This window comes from Mycobacterium intracellulare ATCC 13950, assembly GCF_000277125.1.
Classification (GTDB): Bacteria; Actinomycetota; Actinomycetes; order Mycobacteriales; family Mycobacteriaceae; genus Mycobacterium; species Mycobacterium intracellulare.
This window is the reverse complement of the sequence record NC_016946.1, coordinates 838,605-856,060: the sequence shown is the minus strand read 5'-3', so window position 1 is coordinate 856,060 and position 17,456 is coordinate 838,605. Positions and strand designations below refer to the sequence as shown.

Genomic DNA, 17,456 nt, shown 5'->3' with positions numbered 1-17,456 from the left:
GTACCCCATCTGCGGCTCGCCACCGAGCCGTCGCCTGCGAATTGGCTGCGTTTCGCGCGTTAGGCGTCGAGCTCCCGCGCCACGGCCTTGACGACCTCGGACACCCGGCGCGCGGTCTTGCGGTCCGGGTAGCGACCCTTGCGCAGCTCGGGCTGCACGGTGCTCTCCAGCAGCGTGATCATGTCCTCGACCATGCCGTGCAGTTCGTCGGGGTTGTGCTTGTGTTCGGCGGGCGCGTCGCGCCGCGCCTTGGTCAGGCTGGGCGGCGGCTCAATCAGCTTGAGGCTCAACGCCTGCGGTCCGCGCCGTCCCGAAGCGATACCGAATTCCACCCGCTGGCCCGCCTTGAGCCCCTCGACCCCAGCGGGCAGCGCCGACGAGCGGACGTAGACGTCTTCGCCGTCCTCTTGCGACAGGAAGCCGAAGCCCTTGTCAGCGTCGTACCACTTAACCTTGCCGGTCGGCACTGGTCTCACCTGCTTGTCTTACGGATCAATAGAAATAGGCAACACAATAAGCGTCCCGCCTGCGCAGGACGCCGTATTAAGAGTCTGATCCTACTCGGATGCGGCCCTAACGAGCACCCCCGTTATTGGCCACTCGGTACGCTTGGTATTACCCGCGGAGGTGATATGCGCCTGATCCTGAACATCATCTGGCTTCTGTTCGGCGGCCTATGGATGGCCGCCGGATACCTCGTCGCGGCGCTCGTCAGCTTTCTGCTGATCATCACCATCCCGTTCGGCTTCGCGTCGCTGCGCATCGCCTCGTACGCGCTGTGGCCGTTCGGCCGCACGATCGTCGACAAGCCGACCTCGGGGTCGGGCGCCTTGATCGGAAACATCATCTGGGTGGTGCTGTTCGGGCTCTGGCTCGCGATCGGTCATCTGGTCAGTGCGGTGACGATGGCGCTGACGATCGTCGGCATTCCGCTGGCGCTGGCCAATCTCAAACTGATTCCGGTGTCGCTGATGCCGCTGGGCAAGGAGATCGTTCCCGTCGACTCGCCGGTTCATTACGCGCCGCCGGTGGCCGCATGACCCTGACGGCGTTGGGTTTCCCGACGGTGCGGAGCCGCCCTGACGGCCCGGCCGGCGGGCGTGCCGTTGCTGGGACGGCGCCGTCCGCGGGCCCACTGGTGGACACCTACGGGCGGGTCGCCACGGATCTGCGGATCTCGCTCACCGATCGCTGCAACCTGCGCTGCACCTACTGCATGCCCGCCGAGGGCCTGGACTGGTTGCCGGGCGAGCAGCTGCTGACTGCCGGCGAGCTGGCCAGGCTGATGGACATCGCGGTCACCCGGCTGGGGGTCACCAACGTTCGGTTCACCGGCGGTGAGCCGTTGCTGGCGCGCCACCTCGAAGAGGTGATCGCCGCGGCGGCCGGGCTACGGCCCCGCCCCGAGATCTCCCTGACGACCAACGGCGTCGGGCTGGCACGGCGGGCCGCCGGGCTCGCCCGGGCGGGCCTGGACCGCGTCAACGTCTCGCTGGACAGCGTGGATCGGCAGCATTTCGCGGCCATCACCCGCCGTGATCGGCTCGACGACGTGCTGGCCGGGCTGGCCGCCGCCCACGAGGCCGGCCTGGCGCCGGTGAAGGTGAACGCCGTGCTCGACCCCGCGACGGGACGCGAGGACGTGGTGGACCTGTTGCGGTTCTGCCTCGAGCACGGCTACCAGTTACGTGTCATCGAGCAGATGCCGCTCGACGCCGGGCACCAATGGCGGCGCGACGCGGCGTTGAGCGCCGAGGACGTGCTGGCCGCGCTGCGCCCGCATTTCCGGCTGCGACCGGACCCGGCGCCGCGGGGATCCGCTCCCGCCGAGCTGTGGCTGGTCGACGAGGGACCCGGCACGCCGGCCGGCAAGGTGGGTGTTATCGCGTCGGTCTCGCACGCGTTTTGCTCGACGTGTGACCGCACCCGGTTGACGGCCGACGGCCAGATCCGCAGCTGCCTGTTCGCCAAGGAAGAGACGGACCTTCGGGCGCTGCTGCGCAACGGCGCACCCGACGAGGCGATCGAGGCGGCGTGGCGCACCGCGATGTGGGGCAAGCCCGCCGGCCACGGCATCAACGACCCGAACTTCATCCAGCCCGACCGCCCGATGAGCGCGATCGGTGGCTAGCCCCATGGGGCAGTCCCCCGCCCAGGAGACCGGCATCGGAGTGACGGTGCGCTACTTCGCGGCCGCCCAGGCGGCCGCGGGCGTCGAAGCCGAGACGCTGGTGGTGCGCCCCGGCACCACTGTCGGCGAGCTGGTCGAGCGGCTGGCCGCGCGCGGATCACGCCTTGCCACCGTCTTGAGCCGATGCTCGTACCTGTGCGACGGGGTCGCCGTGCGCGACGAGACCACCGCGTTGCGATCCGGTGACACGATCGATGTCTTGCCGCCGTTTTCCGGCGGCTGAAACTGTGAAACATCTCACATAACGGAACGATAACGGCGCGGTCACGCTCCAATCTCGAGTGTAATGACCTGCGCAAACACCGTGTGTTGCTGCGGTTTTCGCGGATGACCGAGAGCGAAACGCCAGGTTTCGCGACACGTGACGAGACCAACAGAAACCGTTACGGTCTCCGAAGGCTCGCCAGCCATCCCGATTGGCGGACCTCCCCTCCCTATCGCGCCGAGCTCCATCCAATAGGCGGGGGCCACCAACTCATGGATGGAGACGGGGGACCCACCGGTCCACCGTGATCGGACTGGGGCCGTTCGCGGCCCCTAGGGGTGAAGCCGGCGTCGTCCTCGACGGCCGCGCCGGCCGGGTGGCCTCTCCAACCCGAACCCGACAGCTGACCTCGCAGGCGCGTGACGAGAGAGGAATACATCGGCGCGCATGAGCGGACGTCACCGTAAGCCCACCGCATCCAGTGTCAACGTCGCCAAGATCGCCTTTACCGGCGCAGTGCTCGGTGGCGGCAGTATCGCCCTAGCCGGCCAGGCGGCCGCCGCCACCGACGGCGAATGGGACCAGGTAGCCCGTTGCGAGTCCGGCGGCAACTGGGCCATCAATACCGGCAACGGCTACCACGGCGGGGTGCAATTCAGCGCCAGCACGTGGTCCTCGCACGGTGGCGGCCAATACGCCCCGTCGGCCGAGCTTGCGACCAAGGAACAGCAGATCGCCGTCGCCGAGCGGGTGCTGGCGACCCAGGGCCGCGGCGCATGGCCCGTCTGCGGCGGCCCGCTGTCGGGTCCCAGCCCGCGCGAAGTGCCCGCCCCGGCCGGCCTGGACGCCCCGCTGGATGCGCCCGGCGTCAACGGCGCCCCGGCGCCCGACGCTCCGCCGCAGGACGCCCCGCCGCCCGCTCCAGTACAGCTGGCCTCCTTCGACCGTCCGGCACCGCCGGAGGCTCCGCCCGCAGACCTGCCGGCGCCCCCCGAGGAGCTGCCGCCCGCTCCCCCCGCGGACGCCGCTCCCCCGGCCGATCTGCCCCCCGCCCCGCCCGCCGACGCGATGCCGCCCGCACCTGTAGCGGACGCGGACTTCCACGGTTTCGTCCCGGTCGGCATGCCGGAGCTCGCCTCCGACGCCAGCTACACCCAGCAGCTGTGGGAAGCGATTCGGGCACAGGATGTTCAGGGGAACGACGCGCTGGACGCCCTGGCGCAGCCGTCGCCCAACGCCTGAGGCTCTAGCGCCACCAGATTCCCCGCACGCCCCGAAAACCCTCCTGTTCGGGGCGTGTTGGGCACGGCGCACCAACTCCCGGACTCAGCTGGCTACGGCGTCAGGCCGAGCCCACCCACTCCTCGGTGCCGTCGGCGAAGAACTGGTGCTTCCACACCGGTAGCCGCGCCTTGATGGTGTCGACGAGTCGCGCACAGGTGGTGAACGCCGCCTGGCGATGGTCGGCGGCGACGGCCGCGACCAATGCCGCCTCTCCGATGTGCAGCACACCGACGCGGTGGCTGGCGGCGACGGCGCGGACGCCGCTGGACTGCGCCGCCACATCGGCAACCACGTCGGCCATGACCTGGGCGGCCGAGGGGTGCGCCGAGTACTCCAGCCGCACCACCCGGCGCCCCACGTCGTGGTCGCGGATCATGCCGACGAACCCGACGATGGCCCCCGCCGACTGATGGCCCACCAGCTCTTCGTGCTCAGCCAGAAGAATCGGCTGCTCGGTCATGGCTGCGCGCACGACCAGCGTCATCGCTGATGGTCTTTACCGGCGAGTTGATCGAGCGCGTGGTCGAGCACGTCGGCGAGCACCCCGAGCCCGTCGCGCACCCCACCGGGTGAACCCGGCAGGTTGACGATCAGGGTCCGTCCGGCCACCCCGCACACGCTGCGGGACAACACCGACGTCGGCACCTTGGGCAGGCCCGACTGGCGGATCGCCTCCGCCAGGCCGGGGATGAGGTAATCGATGACGGCCACGGTCTGGTCCGGGGTGCTGTCACTGGGTGAGATGCCGGTGCCGCCGGAGGTGAGGATGACGTCGACGTCGTCATCGATCGCGTTGCGCAGCGCATCACCGACCGGCGACCCGTCGGCGACCACCTCCGGCTCCCCGGCCGAAAAGCCCCGCTGGGTCAGCCATTCGGTGATGATCGGCCCGCATCGGTCTTCGTACTGTCCGGCCGACGCCCGGGTCGAGGCGATGATGACGCGGGCCGATCGGGTGCTCATGACCGCGTCCACATTCCGGTTTTGCCGCCTTCCTTGCGCAGGACTCGAATGTCATCGATCCGCGCGGCCGGGTCGACCGCTTTGATCATGTCGTAGAGCGTCAGGGCCGCGACGCTGACGGCGCTCAGCGCTTCCATCTCCACCCCCGTGCGGTCGGTGCTGCGCACCGTCGCGGTGATCTCGATGTCCGACTCCGCCACGTCGAAGTCGATGTCGACCCCGGTCAGCGCCAGCTGATGGCAGAGCGGGATGAGCTCGCTGGTGCGCTTCGCCGCTTGGATACCCGCTACCCGGGCGGTGGCAAGCGCGTCGCCCTTGGGCAGGCCCCCGGTCGAGATCAGCTCCACCACGTGTGCCGATGTGCGCAGGGCGCCCGCGGCGACGGCGGTCCGCTTGGTGGCTACCTTCTCGCTGACGTCGACCATGTGGGCCGCCCCCTGGTCGTCCACGTGTGACAGCGCACCCGAGCGGGATTCTCCCGACGCCCAGGTCGCCGAGGCTTTCGAGGCCTCAGAGGCCCTAGCCATGGAAAGACCTACCGATTGACGACGGTGACCGGGTGCAGGTAGGGCAGCTCGGTGGAGGGCAGCGGGAACGTCAGCTCGCCGAAGGGCGACAGCGCACCCGTCCGGTCGGTGACGAGTTCACTGACCGCGTGGTCGTCGGGGTCCGTCGTCGGCCAGCCGTTGTCGACATACTTGGTTTTGCGAGCTTTGCCCTCAGCAGTGTCAGCCACGAGGTCCATTCTGACAGGTGACCCAGGAGCGCGTGGCGCAAGACCGTAGGTTCGCGCCGCCCCTTCGCGATCTGCTCGGCATCCACGACCTGCTTTACGCTGGTCAGCGATGACCGACAACACCCCGGATATCCCGCTGGGGTCGTGGCTGGCCGAGTTGTCCGATGAGCGCCTGATCCGGCTGCTGGAATTGCGGCCGGACCTCGCCCAGCCCCCGCCCGGCAGCATCGCCGCACTGGCGGCCCGAGCCCAGGCCCGCCAGTCGATCAAGGCCGCCACCGACGACCTCGACTTCCTGCGGCTGGCGGTGCTCGACGCGCTGCTGGTGCTGCGGGCCGACGCGGAACCGGTGCCGACCGCGAAGCTGCTGGCGCTGATCGGTGATCGCGCCCCCGAAGGCGACGTCCTCGACGCGGTCGACGACCTCCGGCAACGCGTCCTGGTCTGGGGCGAGACCGCGCTGCGGGTCGCCCCCGACGCCGGGACGGGAATGCCGTGGCATCCGGGGCAGGTCATGCTCGAGGACACCTCGCGCGACGCCGAGCAGATCGCGGCCCTGATCGACGACCTCGACCGGGCGCAGCTCGAGGTGCTGGAGAAACTCCTCGAAGGCTCCCCGATGGGCCGCACCCGCGACGCGGCGCCGGGCGCGGCGGTGGACCGCCCGGTGCCCCAGCTGCTGGCCATGGGCCTGTTGCGGCGCATCGACGCCGAGACCGTGATCCTGCCCCGCCACGTGGGACAGGTGCTGCGCGGCGAGCGGCCCGGCCCGATGCAACTGACCGCGCCGAACCCGGTGGTGTCGACCACCACCGCCGACGACGTCGACGCGACGGCCGCCGGAGCCGCCATCGACCTGCTGCGGGAGCTCGACGTTCTGCTCGAAACGCTTTCCGCCGCACCGGTTTCCGAGCTGCGCAGCGGGGGCCTGGGAATCCGGGACGCCAAGCGGCTGAGCAAGGTGACCGGGATCGACGAGTCACGGCTGGGTTTGATCCTCGAAGTCGCCGCCGCGGCCGGGTTGATCGCCAGCGGCATGCCCGACCCCGAACCGGCCGCCGGCGAGGCACCGTACTGGGCGCCGACGGTCGCCACCGATCGGTTCGCCGCGCTGTCCGCCGCCGAGCGTTGGCACCTGTTGGCCAGCAGCTGGCTCGACCTGCCCAGCCGGCCGGCGCTGATCGGCACGCGCGGTCCCGACGCCAAACCTTATGGGGCCCTTACCGATGCCCTGTATTCCACCGCCGCGCCGCTGGACCGCCGCCTGTTGCTCGGCATGCTGTCCGGGCTCCCGCCCGGGGCCGGCGTCGACGCGGCGGAAGCATCGGCCGCGCTGATCTGGCGGCGTCCGCGGTGGGCCAAGCGGTTACAGCCGGGGCCCGTCGGGGATCTGCTCGCCGAAGGCCACGCCATGGGGCTGGTGGGGCGCGGGGCGATCAGCACGCCCGGCCGGGCGCTGCTGGACGAGGACAAAGATCCGCAGGCCGCGATCGACGCCATGACCAGGGCGCTGCCCGAACCGGTCGATCACTTCCTGGTGCAGGCGGACCTGACGGTTGTCGTGCCGGGTCCGCTGCAGCGCGACCTGGCCGAGCAACTCGCCACCGTGGCCACCGTCGAATCGGCGGGCACGGCGATGGTGTACCGCGTCAGCGAGCAGTCGATCCGGCATGCGCTCGACGTCGGTAAGACCAGCGACTGGATGCACGCCCTGTTCGCCAAGCACTCCAAAACGCCGGTGCCCCAAGGGCTTACCTATCTCATCGACGACGTCGCGCGCAGGCACGGGCAGCTGCGGATCGGCATGGCCGCGTCGTTCGTGCGGTGCGAGGATCCGGCGCTGCTGGCCCAGGCCGTGGCCGCTCCCGCGACCGAAGAGGTGCAGTTGCGCGCCCTGGCCCCCACGGTGGCGGTGTCGCCGGCGCCGATCGGCGAGGTGCTCGCCGCGCTGCGAGCCGCGGGCTTCGCTCCGGCGGCCGAAGACTCGACCGGCGCCATCGTCGACGTCCGGCCCCGGGGCGCCCGGGTGGCCACACCGCAACAACGCCGTCCCTATCGCCCGCTGCGCCGTCCCAACAGCGACAGCCTCCACGCGGTGGTCGCGGTGCTGCGCAAGGTCACCGCCGCACCGTTCGGCAATGTTCGCGTCGATCCGGCGGCCACCATGACGCTGTTGCAGCGCGCCGCCCGGGAACAAGACACCCTGGTGATCGGTTATCTAGACGCGGCCGGCGTGGCCACCCAGCGCGTCGTGTCGCCGATCACCGTCCGGGGCGGTCAGCTGGTGGCCTTTGATTCGGCATCGGGCAGGCTGCGCGACTTCGCCATCCACCGCATCACGTCGGTGGTGTCGGGCTCGGGCCGATAATGGACGGCATGCCGGAGCTTATGCAGGGCGAAGCGATGAGGAGTGGCGCCATCTATGTCTGACGGACCGTTGATCGTGCAGTCAGACAAGACGGTGCTGCTCGAGGTGGAGCACGAACAGGCCGGCGCGGCGCGGGCCGCGATCGCGCCGTTCGCCGAGCTGGAACGCGCACCCGAGCACGTGCACACCTACCGCATCACACCGCTGGCACTGTGGAACGCCCGCGCCGCCGGGCACGACGCCGAACAGGTCGTCGACGCGCTGGTCTCCTTCTCCCGCTACGCGGTGCCGCAGCCGCTGCTGGTCGACATCGTCGACACCATGGCCCGCTACGGCCGCTTACAGCTGGTGAAAAACCCGGCGCACGGCCTGACGCTGGTGAGCCTGGACCGCGCGGTGCTCGAGGAAGTGCTGCGCAACAAGAAGATCGCCCCGATGCTCGGCGCCCGGATCGACGACGACACGGTCATCGTTCACCCCAGCGAGCGCGGCCGGGTCAAGCAAATGCTACTCAAGATCGGTTGGCCCGCAGAGGATCTCGCTGGCTACGTCGACGGCGAGGCGCATCCGATCAGCCTGGCCCAGGACGGCTGGCACCTGCGCGACTACCAGCAGATGGCCACCGACTCGTTCTGGTCGGGTGGCTCCGGCGTGGTGGTGCTTCCCTGCGGCGCCGGCAAGACGTTGGTGGGGGCCGCCGCGATGGCGAAAGCCGGTGCGACAACGCTGATTTTGGTCACCAACATCGTCGCGGCGCGGCAGTGGAAGCGTGAGCTGATCGCCCGCACCTCGCTCACCGAGGACGAGATCGGCGAATACTCCGGTGAGCGCAAGGAAATTCGGCCGGTGACCATCTCGACGTACCAGATGATCACTCGCCGCACCAAGGGCGAGTACCGCCACCTCGAGCTCTTCGACAGCCGCGACTGGGGGCTGATCATCTACGACGAGGTCCACTTGTTGCCGGCGCCGGTGTTTCGGATGACCGCCGATCTGCAATCCAAGCGGCGTCTGGGGCTGACCGCCACGCTGGTCCGCGAGGACGGCCGCGAGGGCGACGTGTTCTCCCTGATCGGCCCGAAACGCTATGACGCGCCGTGGAAGGACATCGAGGCGCAGGGGTGGATCGCGCCGGCGGAGTGCGTCGAGGTGCGGGTCACCATGACCGACAACGAGCGGATGATGTACGCCACCGCCGAGCCCGAAGAGCGCTACAAGCTGTGCTCGACGGTTCACACCAAAATCGCTGTGGTCAAATCGATTCTGGCGAAGCATCCGGGTGAGCAGACCCTGGTGATCGGCGCGTACCTCGATCAGCTCGACGAGCTGGGCGCCGAGCTGGGCGCCCCGGTGATCCAAGGCTCCACGCGGACCAAGGAACGCGAGGAGCTGTTCGACGGCTTCCGCCGCGGCGAGGTGAACACGCTGGTGGTGTCCAAGGTCGCCAACTTCTCCATCGACTTGCCGGAAGCCGCGGTGGCCGTGCAGGTTTCGGGAACCTTCGGCTCGCGCCAGGAAGAGGCGCAGCGGCTGGGCCGGTTGCTGCGGCCCAAGGCCGACGGCGGCGGCGCCATCTTCTATTCCGTGGTGGCGCGCGACAGCCTGGACGCCGAATACGCCGCCCACCGGCAGCGTTTCCTGGCCGAGCAGGGTTACGGCTACATCATCCGCGACGCCGACGACCTCCTGGGTCCGGCCATCTAGCGAGCGAACGCAAAAGCCCCCGAAACTCCGTTGTTTCGGGGGCTTTTGTGTCTGGCGGCGCTACCGAGACAGGATGGTCGCCGAGGCGGTGCCGGGCGCGCCGTACACCTGGGCCAGGCCGACGCGCGGATCGCCGGGGACCTGACGCTCCCCCGCCTCGCCGCGCAACTGGCGCACCAGTTCGTGCATCTGCCGCAGCCCCGACGCGCCGATCGGCTCGCCGTTGGCGATCAGCCCGCCGTCGGTGTTGACGGGAATCGAGCCGTGGATCTCGGTGGCGCCGTCGGCCAGCAGCTTCTCCTGTTCGCCGTCCGCGCACAATCCGGTCTCGGCCATGTGGATCACCTCGGCGCCGGCGTCGGTGTCCTGCAACTGCGCGACGTCGACGTCTTCGGGTCCGATGCCGGCCGCCTCGTAGGCGGCCTTCGCCGCGTACACGGTCGGTGACGCGTCCTCGTCCAGCGGCGCCGACGTGGCGTGCACCTCGTAGGCGCCGAAGCGCCGGGTGCGAATCTCGCAGGCGCGCACATAGACCGGCTTGTCGGTGAACTTCTCGGCCATGTCGGCGCGACACATGATGACCGCGGCCGCCCCCTCGTCGGGCGCGCAGAACATGTACTGCGTCAACGGGTAGTTCAGCGCGGGCGAGGCGAGGATCTCCTCGACGGAGATCTCCTTGCGCCGGAAGGCATTCGGGTTCAGCGCACCGTTGCGGAAGTTCTTGTTGGCCACCCGCGCCAGCGTCTCCTGGGAGATGTTGTGGTCGTGGATGTACTTGTTGGCCTTCATGCCGAAGAACTTGGTGGTGACGAACTGCCCGTTGTTGGCGTACCACTGCGGCAGCGCCAGCTTGGCGGGGTCGTCGGTGAAGGCACCGCGCGGATGCTTGTCGAGGCCGATGGCAATGCCGATGTCGTACTTGCCCAACCGGATGGTGTCGGCGGTCTGCTGGATGGCGCTGGCCGCGGTGGCGCAGGCGTTGAACACGTTGGTGAACGTGATGCCGGTCAGGCCGACCAGGCGGGTCACGGCGTCGGGGTTGGAGACCTCGTAGCTGCCGCCGAACCCGAATTGGATGTCTTTCCAGTCCACTCCGGCGTCTTTGAGTGCGAGCTGGACGGCCTCGGCGCCCATCTGCATCGCCGTCTTTTCGAACCTGCCGAACGGGTGCAGGCCCACGCCGATGATGGCGACGTCGTTGGTCATCTCAATCCTCCTGACTCAGGCGACGGGCTGGAACGCGAAGGTGATGATTTCGGCGCCCTCGTCGTCGGTGGCGAACGGCACCATGGTGAGTTCGACTTCCTGGCCGAACTTCAACTTGGCCGGGTCGTTCTCGGTCAGGCGGCCTTCGACGCGGATCACATCACCGAGCTGGACCAGTCCCACTCCGAAGGGCACGAAGTCCTTACCGGCCGGGCCGATGTAAGGGGCTCCAGGGGGAAAGCCCTGGGTCGTCCACGCCACCAGCGTTCCGCGCCGGGGCAACAGCACGTCAGACATCTCGCCGCCGCTGCAGCGCGGGCACCACTGCTGCACCGGGAAGGTGGTCGCCTCGCAGCTGCCGCATCGGCTGCCGATGAGCTGCGGGCTCTCATCGGGCCAGGTAGAGATCTCGGGGGCAAGTGCCTTCTGCATCGGGGGGTCCTCCAGGAACGTCGACAATCCGCCAACAGAACTCACTGAACCGTATAACAGCTTTCCGAAAAGTGGAAACCGCATTCTCGCCTCCGCGCAATGGGCGAGGGCTGGCATCGGGCGCGGGGAAGATATGTTGGCGCCATGACGGTCACCGTGATACTCGAGCTCAGGTTCAAGCCCGACGAGGTCGCCGCGGGGCGCGAGCTGATGGGCCGGGCGCTGCAGGACACCCGCGCGTTCGACGGGAACGTCCGCACCGACGTGCTCGTCGACGAAGACGATGAAGCGCACTGGTTGATTTACGAAATTTGGGAGACGGTCGAGCACGACGAGGCTTACCGCGCGTTCCGCGCGGGCGAGGGCAAGCTGACGCAGCTTCCCCCGCTGCTGGCCGCGCCCCCGGCCAAGACCAGGTACCTCACCAGCGACGTGTAGCTCGCGCCGGCCGATCAGCCCGCGCCGGCGCGGTGGGTATTCGGGCTCACCCCGTAGGCGCGTTTGAAGGCGGTACTCAACGCGAACGGGGTGGCGTAGCCGACCTCTCGGGCGACGGCGGCGATGGTCGCCTGGCTGGACCGCAGCAGATCGGCGGCCAACGCAAGCCGCCAACCGGTGAGGAAAGCGATCGGCGGCTCGCCCACCTGCTCGGTGAACCGGCGGGCGAACGCTGCGCGTGACGCGCCAACTGCCGCAGCGAGATTCGCGACGGTCCAGGGGTGCGCGGGGTTGCTGTAGATCAGCTTCAAGGCCGGCCCCACCACCGCGTCGTGTTCGGCGTGCCACCAGGCGGGCGCGTTGACGTCGTTGTCGAACCAGATGCGCAGCACCCCGATGAGCAGCAAGTCGAGCAGCCGATCCAGATACGCCTCTTGGCCGGGGCCGCCACGGCCGGCCTCGCTGGCCAACAGCGGAACCAGCGGACTGTCCCATTCGTCCGCGCGCAACACCAGCACGGCGGGCAGCGCGTCGAGCAACCGGGCGCTGACCTCGCTGCGTCCCTCGTACGCGCAGACGATGGAGCGGGACGCACCCGAGGGACTGTTACCCCACGTCCGCACGCCCAACGACATTTCGAAGTGCAAGTCGTCCCCGGTCTGCGTGGTGCACCGTTGACCCGGATGGATCACCGCCATCGGGGCGGTCCCGGGGTCGTCCGCGAAGACGTAATGCTGGGTGCCGCGGGTGAGCGCAATGTCCCCGGGACGTAGCCAATCGGTGCCGCTGTCGTCGCCGACGATGACGGCGCTGCCATGCGTCTGGCAGATGATCGCCAGCGGCGCGTCGTCCTGGATGCGCAGCGACCACGGCGGGTCCATCATCATGCGCAACACAAATGCCCCGCGCGCCCGAACGCCGTCGAGCAATCCCACCACGGCGTCCACAACGGGATCGTAGACGGGCGCATATGTAATCGGGACGGATAGCGATGGATGGTCTCAGCCGGCCCGCGGTTGACTTCAGGCCATGAACGCAAGTCCGGTTGTCATCCTGACCTCCATCGCCACGATCGTCGGCGCCGCCGCCGGCGGAATGATGTACGTGTTCTCCACATTCGTGATGCGCGGCCTGAATGGCATCGATTCGCGCGAGGCGATTGCCGCGATGCGCGGTATCAACGTCGCAGCGAATTCCAGTCCCGCGTTTCTGCTCGCGTATTTTGGTGCGGCGATCCTCGCCTTGGCGGTCGGCGTCGTCGCGGTGACGCAGTTGCGCCAACCCGGCAGCTGGTGGCTGTTGGCGGGAGCGGTTTTCGCGATCCTCGCCGCGATCATCACGGTGGCGTTCAACGTGCCGCTGAACAACCGTCTCGACGGCGTAGACCCGGTGGGGCTGTCGGCCGCCGACGCCGCGCGCGAATGGCAGACGTACTTCTCCACGTGGACGGCATGGAACCATGTCCGCACCGTCACCGCGTTCCTCGGCGCCGCACTGATGCTGGTCGGGCTGCGCTGCCGCTAGCTCAGTGCGGGAATGACCTCTCCTTCGAACAGCTCGATGCCGGAACGGTCGTAGGCGGCCTCGGGGAAATAGCAGATGGCGTAGTCGCATCCGAGATCTCGGAGCTTGGTCAGACGCTCGACGACCTGTTCCGGCGTGCCGGTGGCCGAGTCCGGCCCGCTGGTGCCGGCGATCATCGCGTCCGCGGCGGCCTCCCCGACGTAATCGGCCATGCGGCCGCGGACCCGTTGCAGCCGGTCTTTGACGTCGGCCTCCGACGGGCCGACGACGGCGTTGACGTTGACCGAACGCACGATGGCGTCGAAGTCGGTGCCCACTTCGCGGCAGTGCCCGGCCAGCACCTGCGACTTGTGGGCGAACGCGGCCGGCTCGGGCGTGAAGTTGGTGTACTGCGCGTACCGGGCGGCGATACGCAAGGTCACCTTCTCGCCGCCGCCGGCGATCCACAGCGGAATCCCGTTGTCCTGCAGTGGCTTAGGGGCGACGATCGCGCCGTCCACCTGGTAGTGCTTGCCGTCGAAGCTGACCTTGCCGTCGCGCCAGGCGTCGCGCATGATCTGGACGCCTTCGTCGAGGCGACCCAACCGGACGCCCGCCGACGGGAATCCGTAACCGTAAGCGCGCCATTCATGTTCGTACCAGCCGCCGCCGATCCCCATCTGAATCCGGCCACCGGAGATGATGTCGGCCGTCGCGGCCACCTTGGCGAGGTAGACCGGGTTGCGGTAGCTCATGGCCGTGCACATCTGGCCGAGCTTGATGCGCGACGTGGTGGCCGCGTACGCGGACATGAGCGACCACGCCTCGTGGGTGGCTTCCCCGGTGGGCACCGGGACGGTGTGGAAGTGGTCGTAGACCCACAGCGAGTCCCACCGGCCGCGGTCCGCGTGATCGGCCAGATCGCGCATCACCGCCCAGTGTGTGTCGGGTTCGATGCCGACCAGATCCATCCGCCAGCCTTGCGGAATGAAGAGACCGAAGCGCATACCAACGGACTTTAGCCCCGCCACTATTCAGCCATTCAGCGCGTCGAACGCGGCCGCGACCGACTTCTCGCGCAGTTCCTCCTGCGGCGCGTCGACGAACTGCACGCAGCAGTCCTGCAAGCCGCCGAACGCGACGACCGCGCGGGTGGACTGTGCGAGCGTCGGCGTCTCCCCGAACACCAGCCGCGCCAACCGCTCTCGCCACGCCAGCACGGTGTCGATGAGGTCGAGGTCGATCAGCGTCGACAACTCGGTCAGCAACAGCACCAGGTCCCGGCGGTGCCGGTAGTGGAAATCGAAATAGCCCTCCAACAACTCGCGAACATCGACGGCGCCGCGGCCCTCGTGGTCGGCGACGAACCGCTCGCCCTCGTCGATCAGCGGCACCAGGATGCTGCGCACCAGGTCCTCGCGTGACGGAAAGTGGTAGTACAGCGCGGGTTTGGTGATGCCCAGCTGGTTGGCGATGTCCTGCAGGCTGGTGCGCTGCACGCCGCGCTGCAAAAACAGCTCGCGAGCGACCTCCTGAATCCGCTCGCGCGTGTCTGACCGGGGCCTGCTCACCCGCCCGAGTTTATCTGACTTACCGATCGGTAAGTGGGATGCTATGCTTACCGAACGTTAAGTAAGTGCGGGAGGTGGATCGTGCGGATACTCATTTCCGGCGCCAGCGTCGCCGGCCCGGTGCTGGCGTACTGGCTGTCCCGCTACGGCTTCGACGTCACCGTCGTCGAGCGCGCCCCGACGCTGCGCAAAACCGGCGGCCACGCCGTCGACTTGTTCCGTCCGGCGATGGAGATCTCGGCGAAGATGGGCGTCCTGCCCCGCATCGAGGCCCTGGCCACCGGAACCACCCGCCTGGCGCTGTACCGAGAAGGCCGGGCGCGGGCCACCGACATCGACCTCACCAAGATCTACGCCGCCAGCTCCGACCGGCACGTGGAGATCATGCGCGACGACCTCAGCGAGATCTACTACGACGCCGCCCGCGACGACGTCGAGTACCTGTTCGGCGACTCGATAACCGAGATCGAGCACGACGGCACCGTGGCGTTCGAGCGCTCCGAGGCACGCACCTTCGACGTCATCGTCGGCGCCGACGGCCTGCACTCCAACGTTCGGCGCCTGACCTTCGGCGAGGAAGCCGGCCTGACGCGCTTCCTCGGGGGATACCTGTCGGTGCTGTCGGCGCCCAAGGCGCTGGTGCGGGCCGGCGAGATGGTCGGCCACGTCGGCGTCGGCCGCTTCGCCGGTATCTACACGGCGGACCACCTGGACGACGCGCGGGTGGTGTTTCTGTTTCGCAGACGGGAAGAACCCGACTACGACCACCGCGATGTGTTGCGGCAGAAGGAGTTACTGCGCGACGCGTTCACCGGGATGCATGACCAGGTGGACGGCTGGCTGGCCGAAATCGAGCGCACGCCCACCTTCTACTTCGACTCCATCACCCAGCTCCGCACGGACAGGTGGTCGCGCCGCCGCGTCACCCTGGTCGGCGATGCCGGATACTGCCCCGGGCCGGCGGTGGGCGGCAGCACCAGCCTCGCCGTCCTCGGCGCCTACGTGCTCGCCGGAGAACTCGCCCGCGCCGACGGCGACCACCTGCGCGCCTTCGCCGCCTACGAACTGCAGATGCGCGAACCGGTGCATCGCAGCCGGTCCTTCGCCCGCGGCGCGGCCAAGGGCATCATCCCCGGTTCCCGCGCCGGAGTCTGGGCGTTAACCCGTGGAGCCCAACTGATCTCGGCGATGCCGGGGTCGCTGTCCCGGTCGCTGGCCAAGCTGAACACCAAGGGCGTCCGCATGCACGACTCGATGCCGGTCCCCGACTACGCCGGAAGCGACGTCTGACAGCATGTCCAGTAGGCCGCGGACCCGAGCGGCCGCGCGCGTGCCACGAAGGGAAGGCCTCAGATGGAACTGACCGGTGTTGGGATCTGGAGCAGTCAACTGCGCTACGGCGACCCGGCCGAATCCGCCGACGCCGCAGCCGAACTCGATGAACTCGGCTTCCCTGCGCTGTGGATTCCCGACGTCGGTGGGCCGGTGTTCGACTCGGTCGGTCATCTGCTCGCCGCGACCAAGCGGACCGTGATCGCCACCGGCATCCTGAATCTATGGATGCATGGGCCCGGCGACGTCGCCGAATCCTATGCGGCGCTCACCGCGGAGCACGGCGACCGCTTCCTGCTCGGAATCGGCGTCAGCCACGCACCGCTGATCGACGCCGGCCAGCCCGGACGCTACCGCAAACCGCTCGCGGCCACGGCGTCGTTCCTGGACGGGTTGGATGCCGCGCCGCGGCCGGTTCCCACCGGGCGCCGGGTTCTTGCCGCGCTCGGACCGAAGATGCTGAAGCTGTCCGCGAGCCGCGCCGCGGGCGCCCACCCCTACCTGGTCACCCCCGACCACACCGCTTCTGCCCGTTCGACTTTGGGCCAGGGCCCCCTGCTCCTGCCGGAGCAGACGGTCATCCTGACCGACAGCGCCGACGAGGCGCGTCAGATCGGAACCGAGTGGCTGCGGTCCTATTTGGCGTTGCCCAACTACGCGAACAACCTGCTGCGCAGCGGCTTCTCCGAAGACGATGTGGCGCAGGTGAGCGATCGACTGTTCAACGCGATCATCGCCTGGGGTGACGAAGACGCCATCATGGGCAGGGTCGCCGAACATCGTTCCGCCGGAGCCGATCACGTCTGCGTCCAGGTGTTGCGGGCCGATCCGAGAGCCTTCCCGCGCGAGGAATGGCGCCGAATCGCCGCCGCCTGCCGATAGCAGGTGATCCGCCGCGCGGCATAGGGTGAGCTATGGCTTCCAAACAGATGCTGTTTCGGATCTTCTACCGCATCGGTTTCACCCCATGGGACGGTCACCCGCTGGCCCGCAGTGTGCGGGACCTGGTCGAGGGAACCGGCGACACGGCCGCGCTTGCCGCCGGGTCCGCCCTCGAACTCGGATGCGGTACCGGTGACTGCTCGATCTACCTCGCTCAGCACGGCTGGCGCGTCACCGCGGTGGATTTCGTGGCCAAACCCCTGGAGCGGGCGCGGGCCAAGGCCGCCAAGGCCGGCGCGGCCGTCGACTTCGTCCAGGCCGACGTCACCCAGCTGAGCCGGGCCGGGATCGGCGCGAACTTCGAGCTGATCGTCGACAACGCCTGCCTGCACAACATGAGCGACGCGGATCGCGACGCCTACGTCCGCGAGGTCAGCGCCGTGGCGGCCCCGCATGCCCGGCTGCTCATCATCGCGTTCGTGCCCGGCGGCCGCGTCGGGGTGCGCGGCATCGACCACGCCGAGATGGAACGGCGCTTCACTCCCAACTGGACGTTGCTGTCCGCGGGCGCGGAACGCGAACTGGACCGCGCCGAGAAGACCCCGGCTCGGTACTACCTGTTCCAACGGCGCACCTGACCG

At 68.8% G+C, this 17,456-nt stretch carries 21 protein-coding genes and 1 riboswitch; of the genes, 11 read left to right on the top strand and 10 right to left on the bottom strand.

All coding sequences use genetic code 11. The features are described 5' to 3' along the window. Positions 1–59: 59 nt before the first annotated feature. Positions 60–467, bottom strand: a complete 408-nt coding sequence (locus tag OCU_RS29315; protein ID WP_008253852.1) for a cold-shock protein — start codon at positions 465–467, stop codon at positions 60–62. 165 nt (positions 468–632) lie between these two features. On the opposite strand from OCU_RS29315, the gene OCU_RS29310 reads away from it, so the two are divergent. The 4 genes from OCU_RS29310 to OCU_RS29295 all read left to right on the top strand — a co-directional run bounded on the left by OCU_RS29310 (position 633) and on the right by OCU_RS29295 (position 3,638). Beyond that, the gene (locus tag OCU_RS29310) at positions 633–1,040 is read left to right on the top strand and encodes a YccF domain-containing protein (RefSeq protein ID WP_009957585.1); all 408 of its coding nucleotides are present in this window, start codon (positions 633–635) and stop codon (positions 1,038–1,040) included. Beyond that, on the top strand, positions 1,037–2,131 hold the full coding sequence (moaA, locus tag OCU_RS29305) for a GTP 3',8-cyclase MoaA (protein WP_009957586.1): 1,095 nt from the start codon (positions 1,037–1,039) through the stop codon (positions 2,129–2,131). Before OCU_RS29310 ends, moaA begins: the two co-directional genes overlap by 4 nt. A gap of 4 nt (positions 2,132–2,135) precedes the next feature. After that, positions 2,136–2,414, top strand: coding sequence for a MoaD/ThiS family protein (locus OCU_RS29300; RefSeq protein ID WP_009957587.1), 279 nt, complete (start codon positions 2,136–2,138; stop codon positions 2,412–2,414). 232 nt (positions 2,415–2,646) lie between these two features. Next, positions 2,647–2,830, top strand: a riboswitch (cyclic di-AMP (ydaO/yuaA leader). 13 nt (positions 2,831–2,843) lie between these two features. Continuing rightward, the gene (locus OCU_RS29295; protein ID WP_014379230.1) at positions 2,844–3,638 is read left to right on the top strand and encodes a transglycosylase family protein; all 795 of its coding nucleotides are present in this window, start codon (positions 2,844–2,846) and stop codon (positions 3,636–3,638) included. 100 nt (positions 3,639–3,738) lie between these two features. On the opposite strand, the gene OCU_RS29290 is transcribed toward OCU_RS29295, so the two are convergent. Genes OCU_RS29290 through OCU_RS29275 form a run of 4 tightly spaced genes read right to left on the bottom strand, consistent with a single transcriptional unit; the run spans position 3,739 to position 5,379 of the window. Beyond that, entirely contained in the window at positions 3,739–4,164 is a 426-nt protein-coding gene (locus tag OCU_RS29290) for a molybdenum cofactor biosynthesis protein MoaE (protein ID WP_008253842.1), read from the bottom strand. Then, positions 4,161–4,643 carry a MogA/MoaB family molybdenum cofactor biosynthesis protein gene (locus tag OCU_RS29285; RefSeq protein WP_009951770.1) on the bottom strand — a complete coding sequence of 161 codons (483 nt, stop codon included), beginning with the start codon at positions 4,641–4,643 and terminating at the stop codon, positions 4,161–4,163. Before OCU_RS29285 ends, OCU_RS29290 begins: the two co-directional genes overlap by 4 nt. Then, positions 4,640–5,170 carry a cyclic pyranopterin monophosphate synthase MoaC gene (moaC, locus tag OCU_RS29280; protein WP_026071397.1) on the bottom strand — a complete coding sequence of 177 codons (531 nt, stop codon included), beginning with the start codon at positions 5,168–5,170 and terminating at the stop codon, positions 4,640–4,642. Before moaC ends, OCU_RS29285 begins: the two co-directional genes overlap by 4 nt. 8 nt (positions 5,171–5,178) lie before the next feature. Then, complete coding sequence (locus tag OCU_RS29275; protein ID WP_008253834.1) at positions 5,179–5,379, bottom strand: hypothetical protein; 201 nt, start codon at positions 5,377–5,379, stop codon at positions 5,179–5,181. A 109-nt stretch (positions 5,380–5,488) separates the two neighbouring features. Between OCU_RS29275 and OCU_RS29270 the strand changes: the two genes are divergently transcribed. Both OCU_RS29270 and OCU_RS29265 read left to right on the top strand, forming a co-directional pair. Next, complete coding sequence (locus OCU_RS29270) at positions 5,489–7,747, top strand: helicase-associated domain-containing protein (RefSeq protein WP_014379228.1); 2,259 nt, start codon at positions 5,489–5,491, stop codon at positions 7,745–7,747. 54 nt (positions 7,748–7,801) lie between these two features. Continuing rightward, entirely contained in the window at positions 7,802–9,451 is a 1,650-nt protein-coding gene (locus OCU_RS29265) for a DNA repair helicase XPB (protein ID WP_014379227.1), read from the top strand. Between the two features lie 60 nt (positions 9,452–9,511). Here OCU_RS29265 and OCU_RS29260 read toward each other — a convergent pair whose 3' ends face one another. Both OCU_RS29260 and OCU_RS29255 read right to left on the bottom strand, forming a co-directional pair. Further along, a complete protein-coding gene (locus OCU_RS29260; RefSeq protein WP_009951777.1) occupies positions 9,512–10,657 on the bottom strand; it encodes a thiolase family protein in 1,146 nt (381 codons plus the stop codon). A gap of 15 nt (positions 10,658–10,672) precedes the next feature. Beyond that, positions 10,673–11,089 (bottom strand): Zn-ribbon domain-containing OB-fold protein, encoded by a 417-nt coding sequence (locus OCU_RS29255; protein ID WP_009951778.1) that lies wholly within the window; start codon positions 11,087–11,089, stop codon positions 10,673–10,675. A gap of 144 nt (positions 11,090–11,233) precedes the next feature. Between OCU_RS29255 and OCU_RS29250 the strand changes: the two genes are divergently transcribed. Further along, positions 11,234–11,527, top strand: coding sequence for a putative quinol monooxygenase (locus OCU_RS29250; protein ID WP_008253825.1), 294 nt, complete (start codon positions 11,234–11,236; stop codon positions 11,525–11,527). Between the two features lie 14 nt (positions 11,528–11,541). Here the strand turns inward: OCU_RS29250 and OCU_RS29245 are convergent, their stop codons facing one another. Then, positions 11,542–12,474, bottom strand: coding sequence for an AraC family transcriptional regulator (locus tag OCU_RS29245; RefSeq protein WP_014379226.1), 933 nt, complete (start codon positions 12,472–12,474; stop codon positions 11,542–11,544). A gap of 82 nt (positions 12,475–12,556) precedes the next feature. Here OCU_RS29245 and OCU_RS29240 point away from each other — a divergent pair, with 82 nt between their 5' ends. Then, positions 12,557–13,051 (top strand): anthrone oxygenase family protein, encoded by a 495-nt coding sequence (locus tag OCU_RS29240; protein ID WP_009951781.1) that lies wholly within the window; start codon positions 12,557–12,559, stop codon positions 13,049–13,051. Here the strand turns inward: OCU_RS29240 and OCU_RS29235 are convergent. Continuing rightward, a complete protein-coding gene (locus OCU_RS29235; RefSeq protein ID WP_014379225.1) occupies positions 13,048–14,037 on the bottom strand; it encodes an LLM class F420-dependent oxidoreductase in 990 nt (329 codons plus the stop codon). The genes OCU_RS29240 and OCU_RS29235 overlap by 4 nt on opposite strands. A gap of 27 nt (positions 14,038–14,064) precedes the next feature. Then, complete coding sequence (locus OCU_RS29230; RefSeq protein WP_009951783.1) at positions 14,065–14,601, bottom strand: TetR/AcrR family transcriptional regulator; 537 nt, start codon at positions 14,599–14,601, stop codon at positions 14,065–14,067. 81 nt (positions 14,602–14,682) lie between these two features. Between OCU_RS29230 and OCU_RS29225 the strand changes: the two genes are divergently transcribed. The 3 genes from OCU_RS29225 to OCU_RS29215 all read left to right on the top strand — a co-directional run bounded on the left by OCU_RS29225 (position 14,683) and on the right by OCU_RS29215 (position 17,453). Further along, positions 14,683–15,891: an FAD-dependent monooxygenase gene (locus OCU_RS29225; RefSeq protein ID WP_014379223.1), complete on the top strand. Its 1,209-nt coding sequence runs from the start codon at positions 14,683–14,685 to the stop codon at positions 15,889–15,891. A 63-nt stretch (positions 15,892–15,954) separates the two neighbouring features. Beyond that, complete coding sequence (locus OCU_RS29220) at positions 15,955–16,815, top strand: LLM class F420-dependent oxidoreductase (RefSeq protein ID WP_014379222.1); 861 nt, start codon at positions 15,955–15,957, stop codon at positions 16,813–16,815. A 32-nt stretch (positions 16,816–16,847) separates the two neighbouring features. Continuing rightward, positions 16,848–17,453 (top strand): class I SAM-dependent methyltransferase, encoded by a 606-nt coding sequence (locus OCU_RS29215; protein ID WP_041787028.1) that lies wholly within the window; start codon positions 16,848–16,850, stop codon positions 17,451–17,453. The last annotated feature ends 3 nt before the right edge of the window (positions 17,454–17,456 follow it).

Coding starts and splice junctions, on each gene's coding strand:
- OCU_RS29310 (WP_009957585.1), top strand. CDS start 633: ATGCGCCTGATCCTGAACATCATCTGGCTTCTGTTCGGCGGCCTATGG.
- moaA (WP_009957586.1), top strand. CDS start 1,037: ATGACCCTGACGGCGTTGGGTTTCCCGACGGTGCGGAGCCGCCCTGAC.
- OCU_RS29300 (WP_009957587.1), top strand. CDS start 2,136: ATGGGGCAGTCCCCCGCCCAGGAGACCGGCATCGGAGTGACGGTGCGC.
- OCU_RS29295 (WP_014379230.1), top strand. CDS start 2,844: ATGAGCGGACGTCACCGTAAGCCCACCGCATCCAGTGTCAACGTCGCC.
- OCU_RS29290 (WP_008253842.1), bottom strand. CDS start 4,164: ATGACGCTGGTCGTGCGCGCAGCCATGACCGAGCAGCCGATTCTTCTG.
- OCU_RS29285 (WP_009951770.1), bottom strand. CDS start 4,643: ATGAGCACCCGATCGGCCCGCGTCATCATCGCCTCGACCCGGGCGTCG.
- moaC (WP_026071397.1), bottom strand. CDS start 5,170: ATGGCTAGGGCCTCTGAGGCCTCGAAAGCCTCGGCGACCTGGGCGTCG.
- OCU_RS29270 (WP_014379228.1), top strand. CDS start 5,489: ATGACCGACAACACCCCGGATATCCCGCTGGGGTCGTGGCTGGCCGAG.
- OCU_RS29265 (WP_014379227.1), top strand. CDS start 7,802: ATGTCTGACGGACCGTTGATCGTGCAGTCAGACAAGACGGTGCTGCTC.
- OCU_RS29260 (WP_009951777.1), bottom strand. CDS start 10,657: ATGACCAACGACGTCGCCATCATCGGCGTGGGCCTGCACCCGTTCGGC.
- OCU_RS29255 (WP_009951778.1), bottom strand. CDS start 11,089: ATGCAGAAGGCACTTGCCCCCGAGATCTCTACCTGGCCCGATGAGAGC.
- OCU_RS29250 (WP_008253825.1), top strand. CDS start 11,234: ATGACGGTCACCGTGATACTCGAGCTCAGGTTCAAGCCCGACGAGGTC.
- OCU_RS29240 (WP_009951781.1), top strand. CDS start 12,557: ATGAACGCAAGTCCGGTTGTCATCCTGACCTCCATCGCCACGATCGTC.
- OCU_RS29235 (WP_014379225.1), bottom strand. CDS start 14,037: ATGCGCTTCGGTCTCTTCATTCCGCAAGGCTGGCGGATGGATCTGGTC.
- OCU_RS29220 (WP_014379222.1), top strand. CDS start 15,955: ATGGAACTGACCGGTGTTGGGATCTGGAGCAGTCAACTGCGCTACGGC.
- OCU_RS29215 (WP_041787028.1), top strand. CDS start 16,848: ATGGCTTCCAAACAGATGCTGTTTCGGATCTTCTACCGCATCGGTTTC.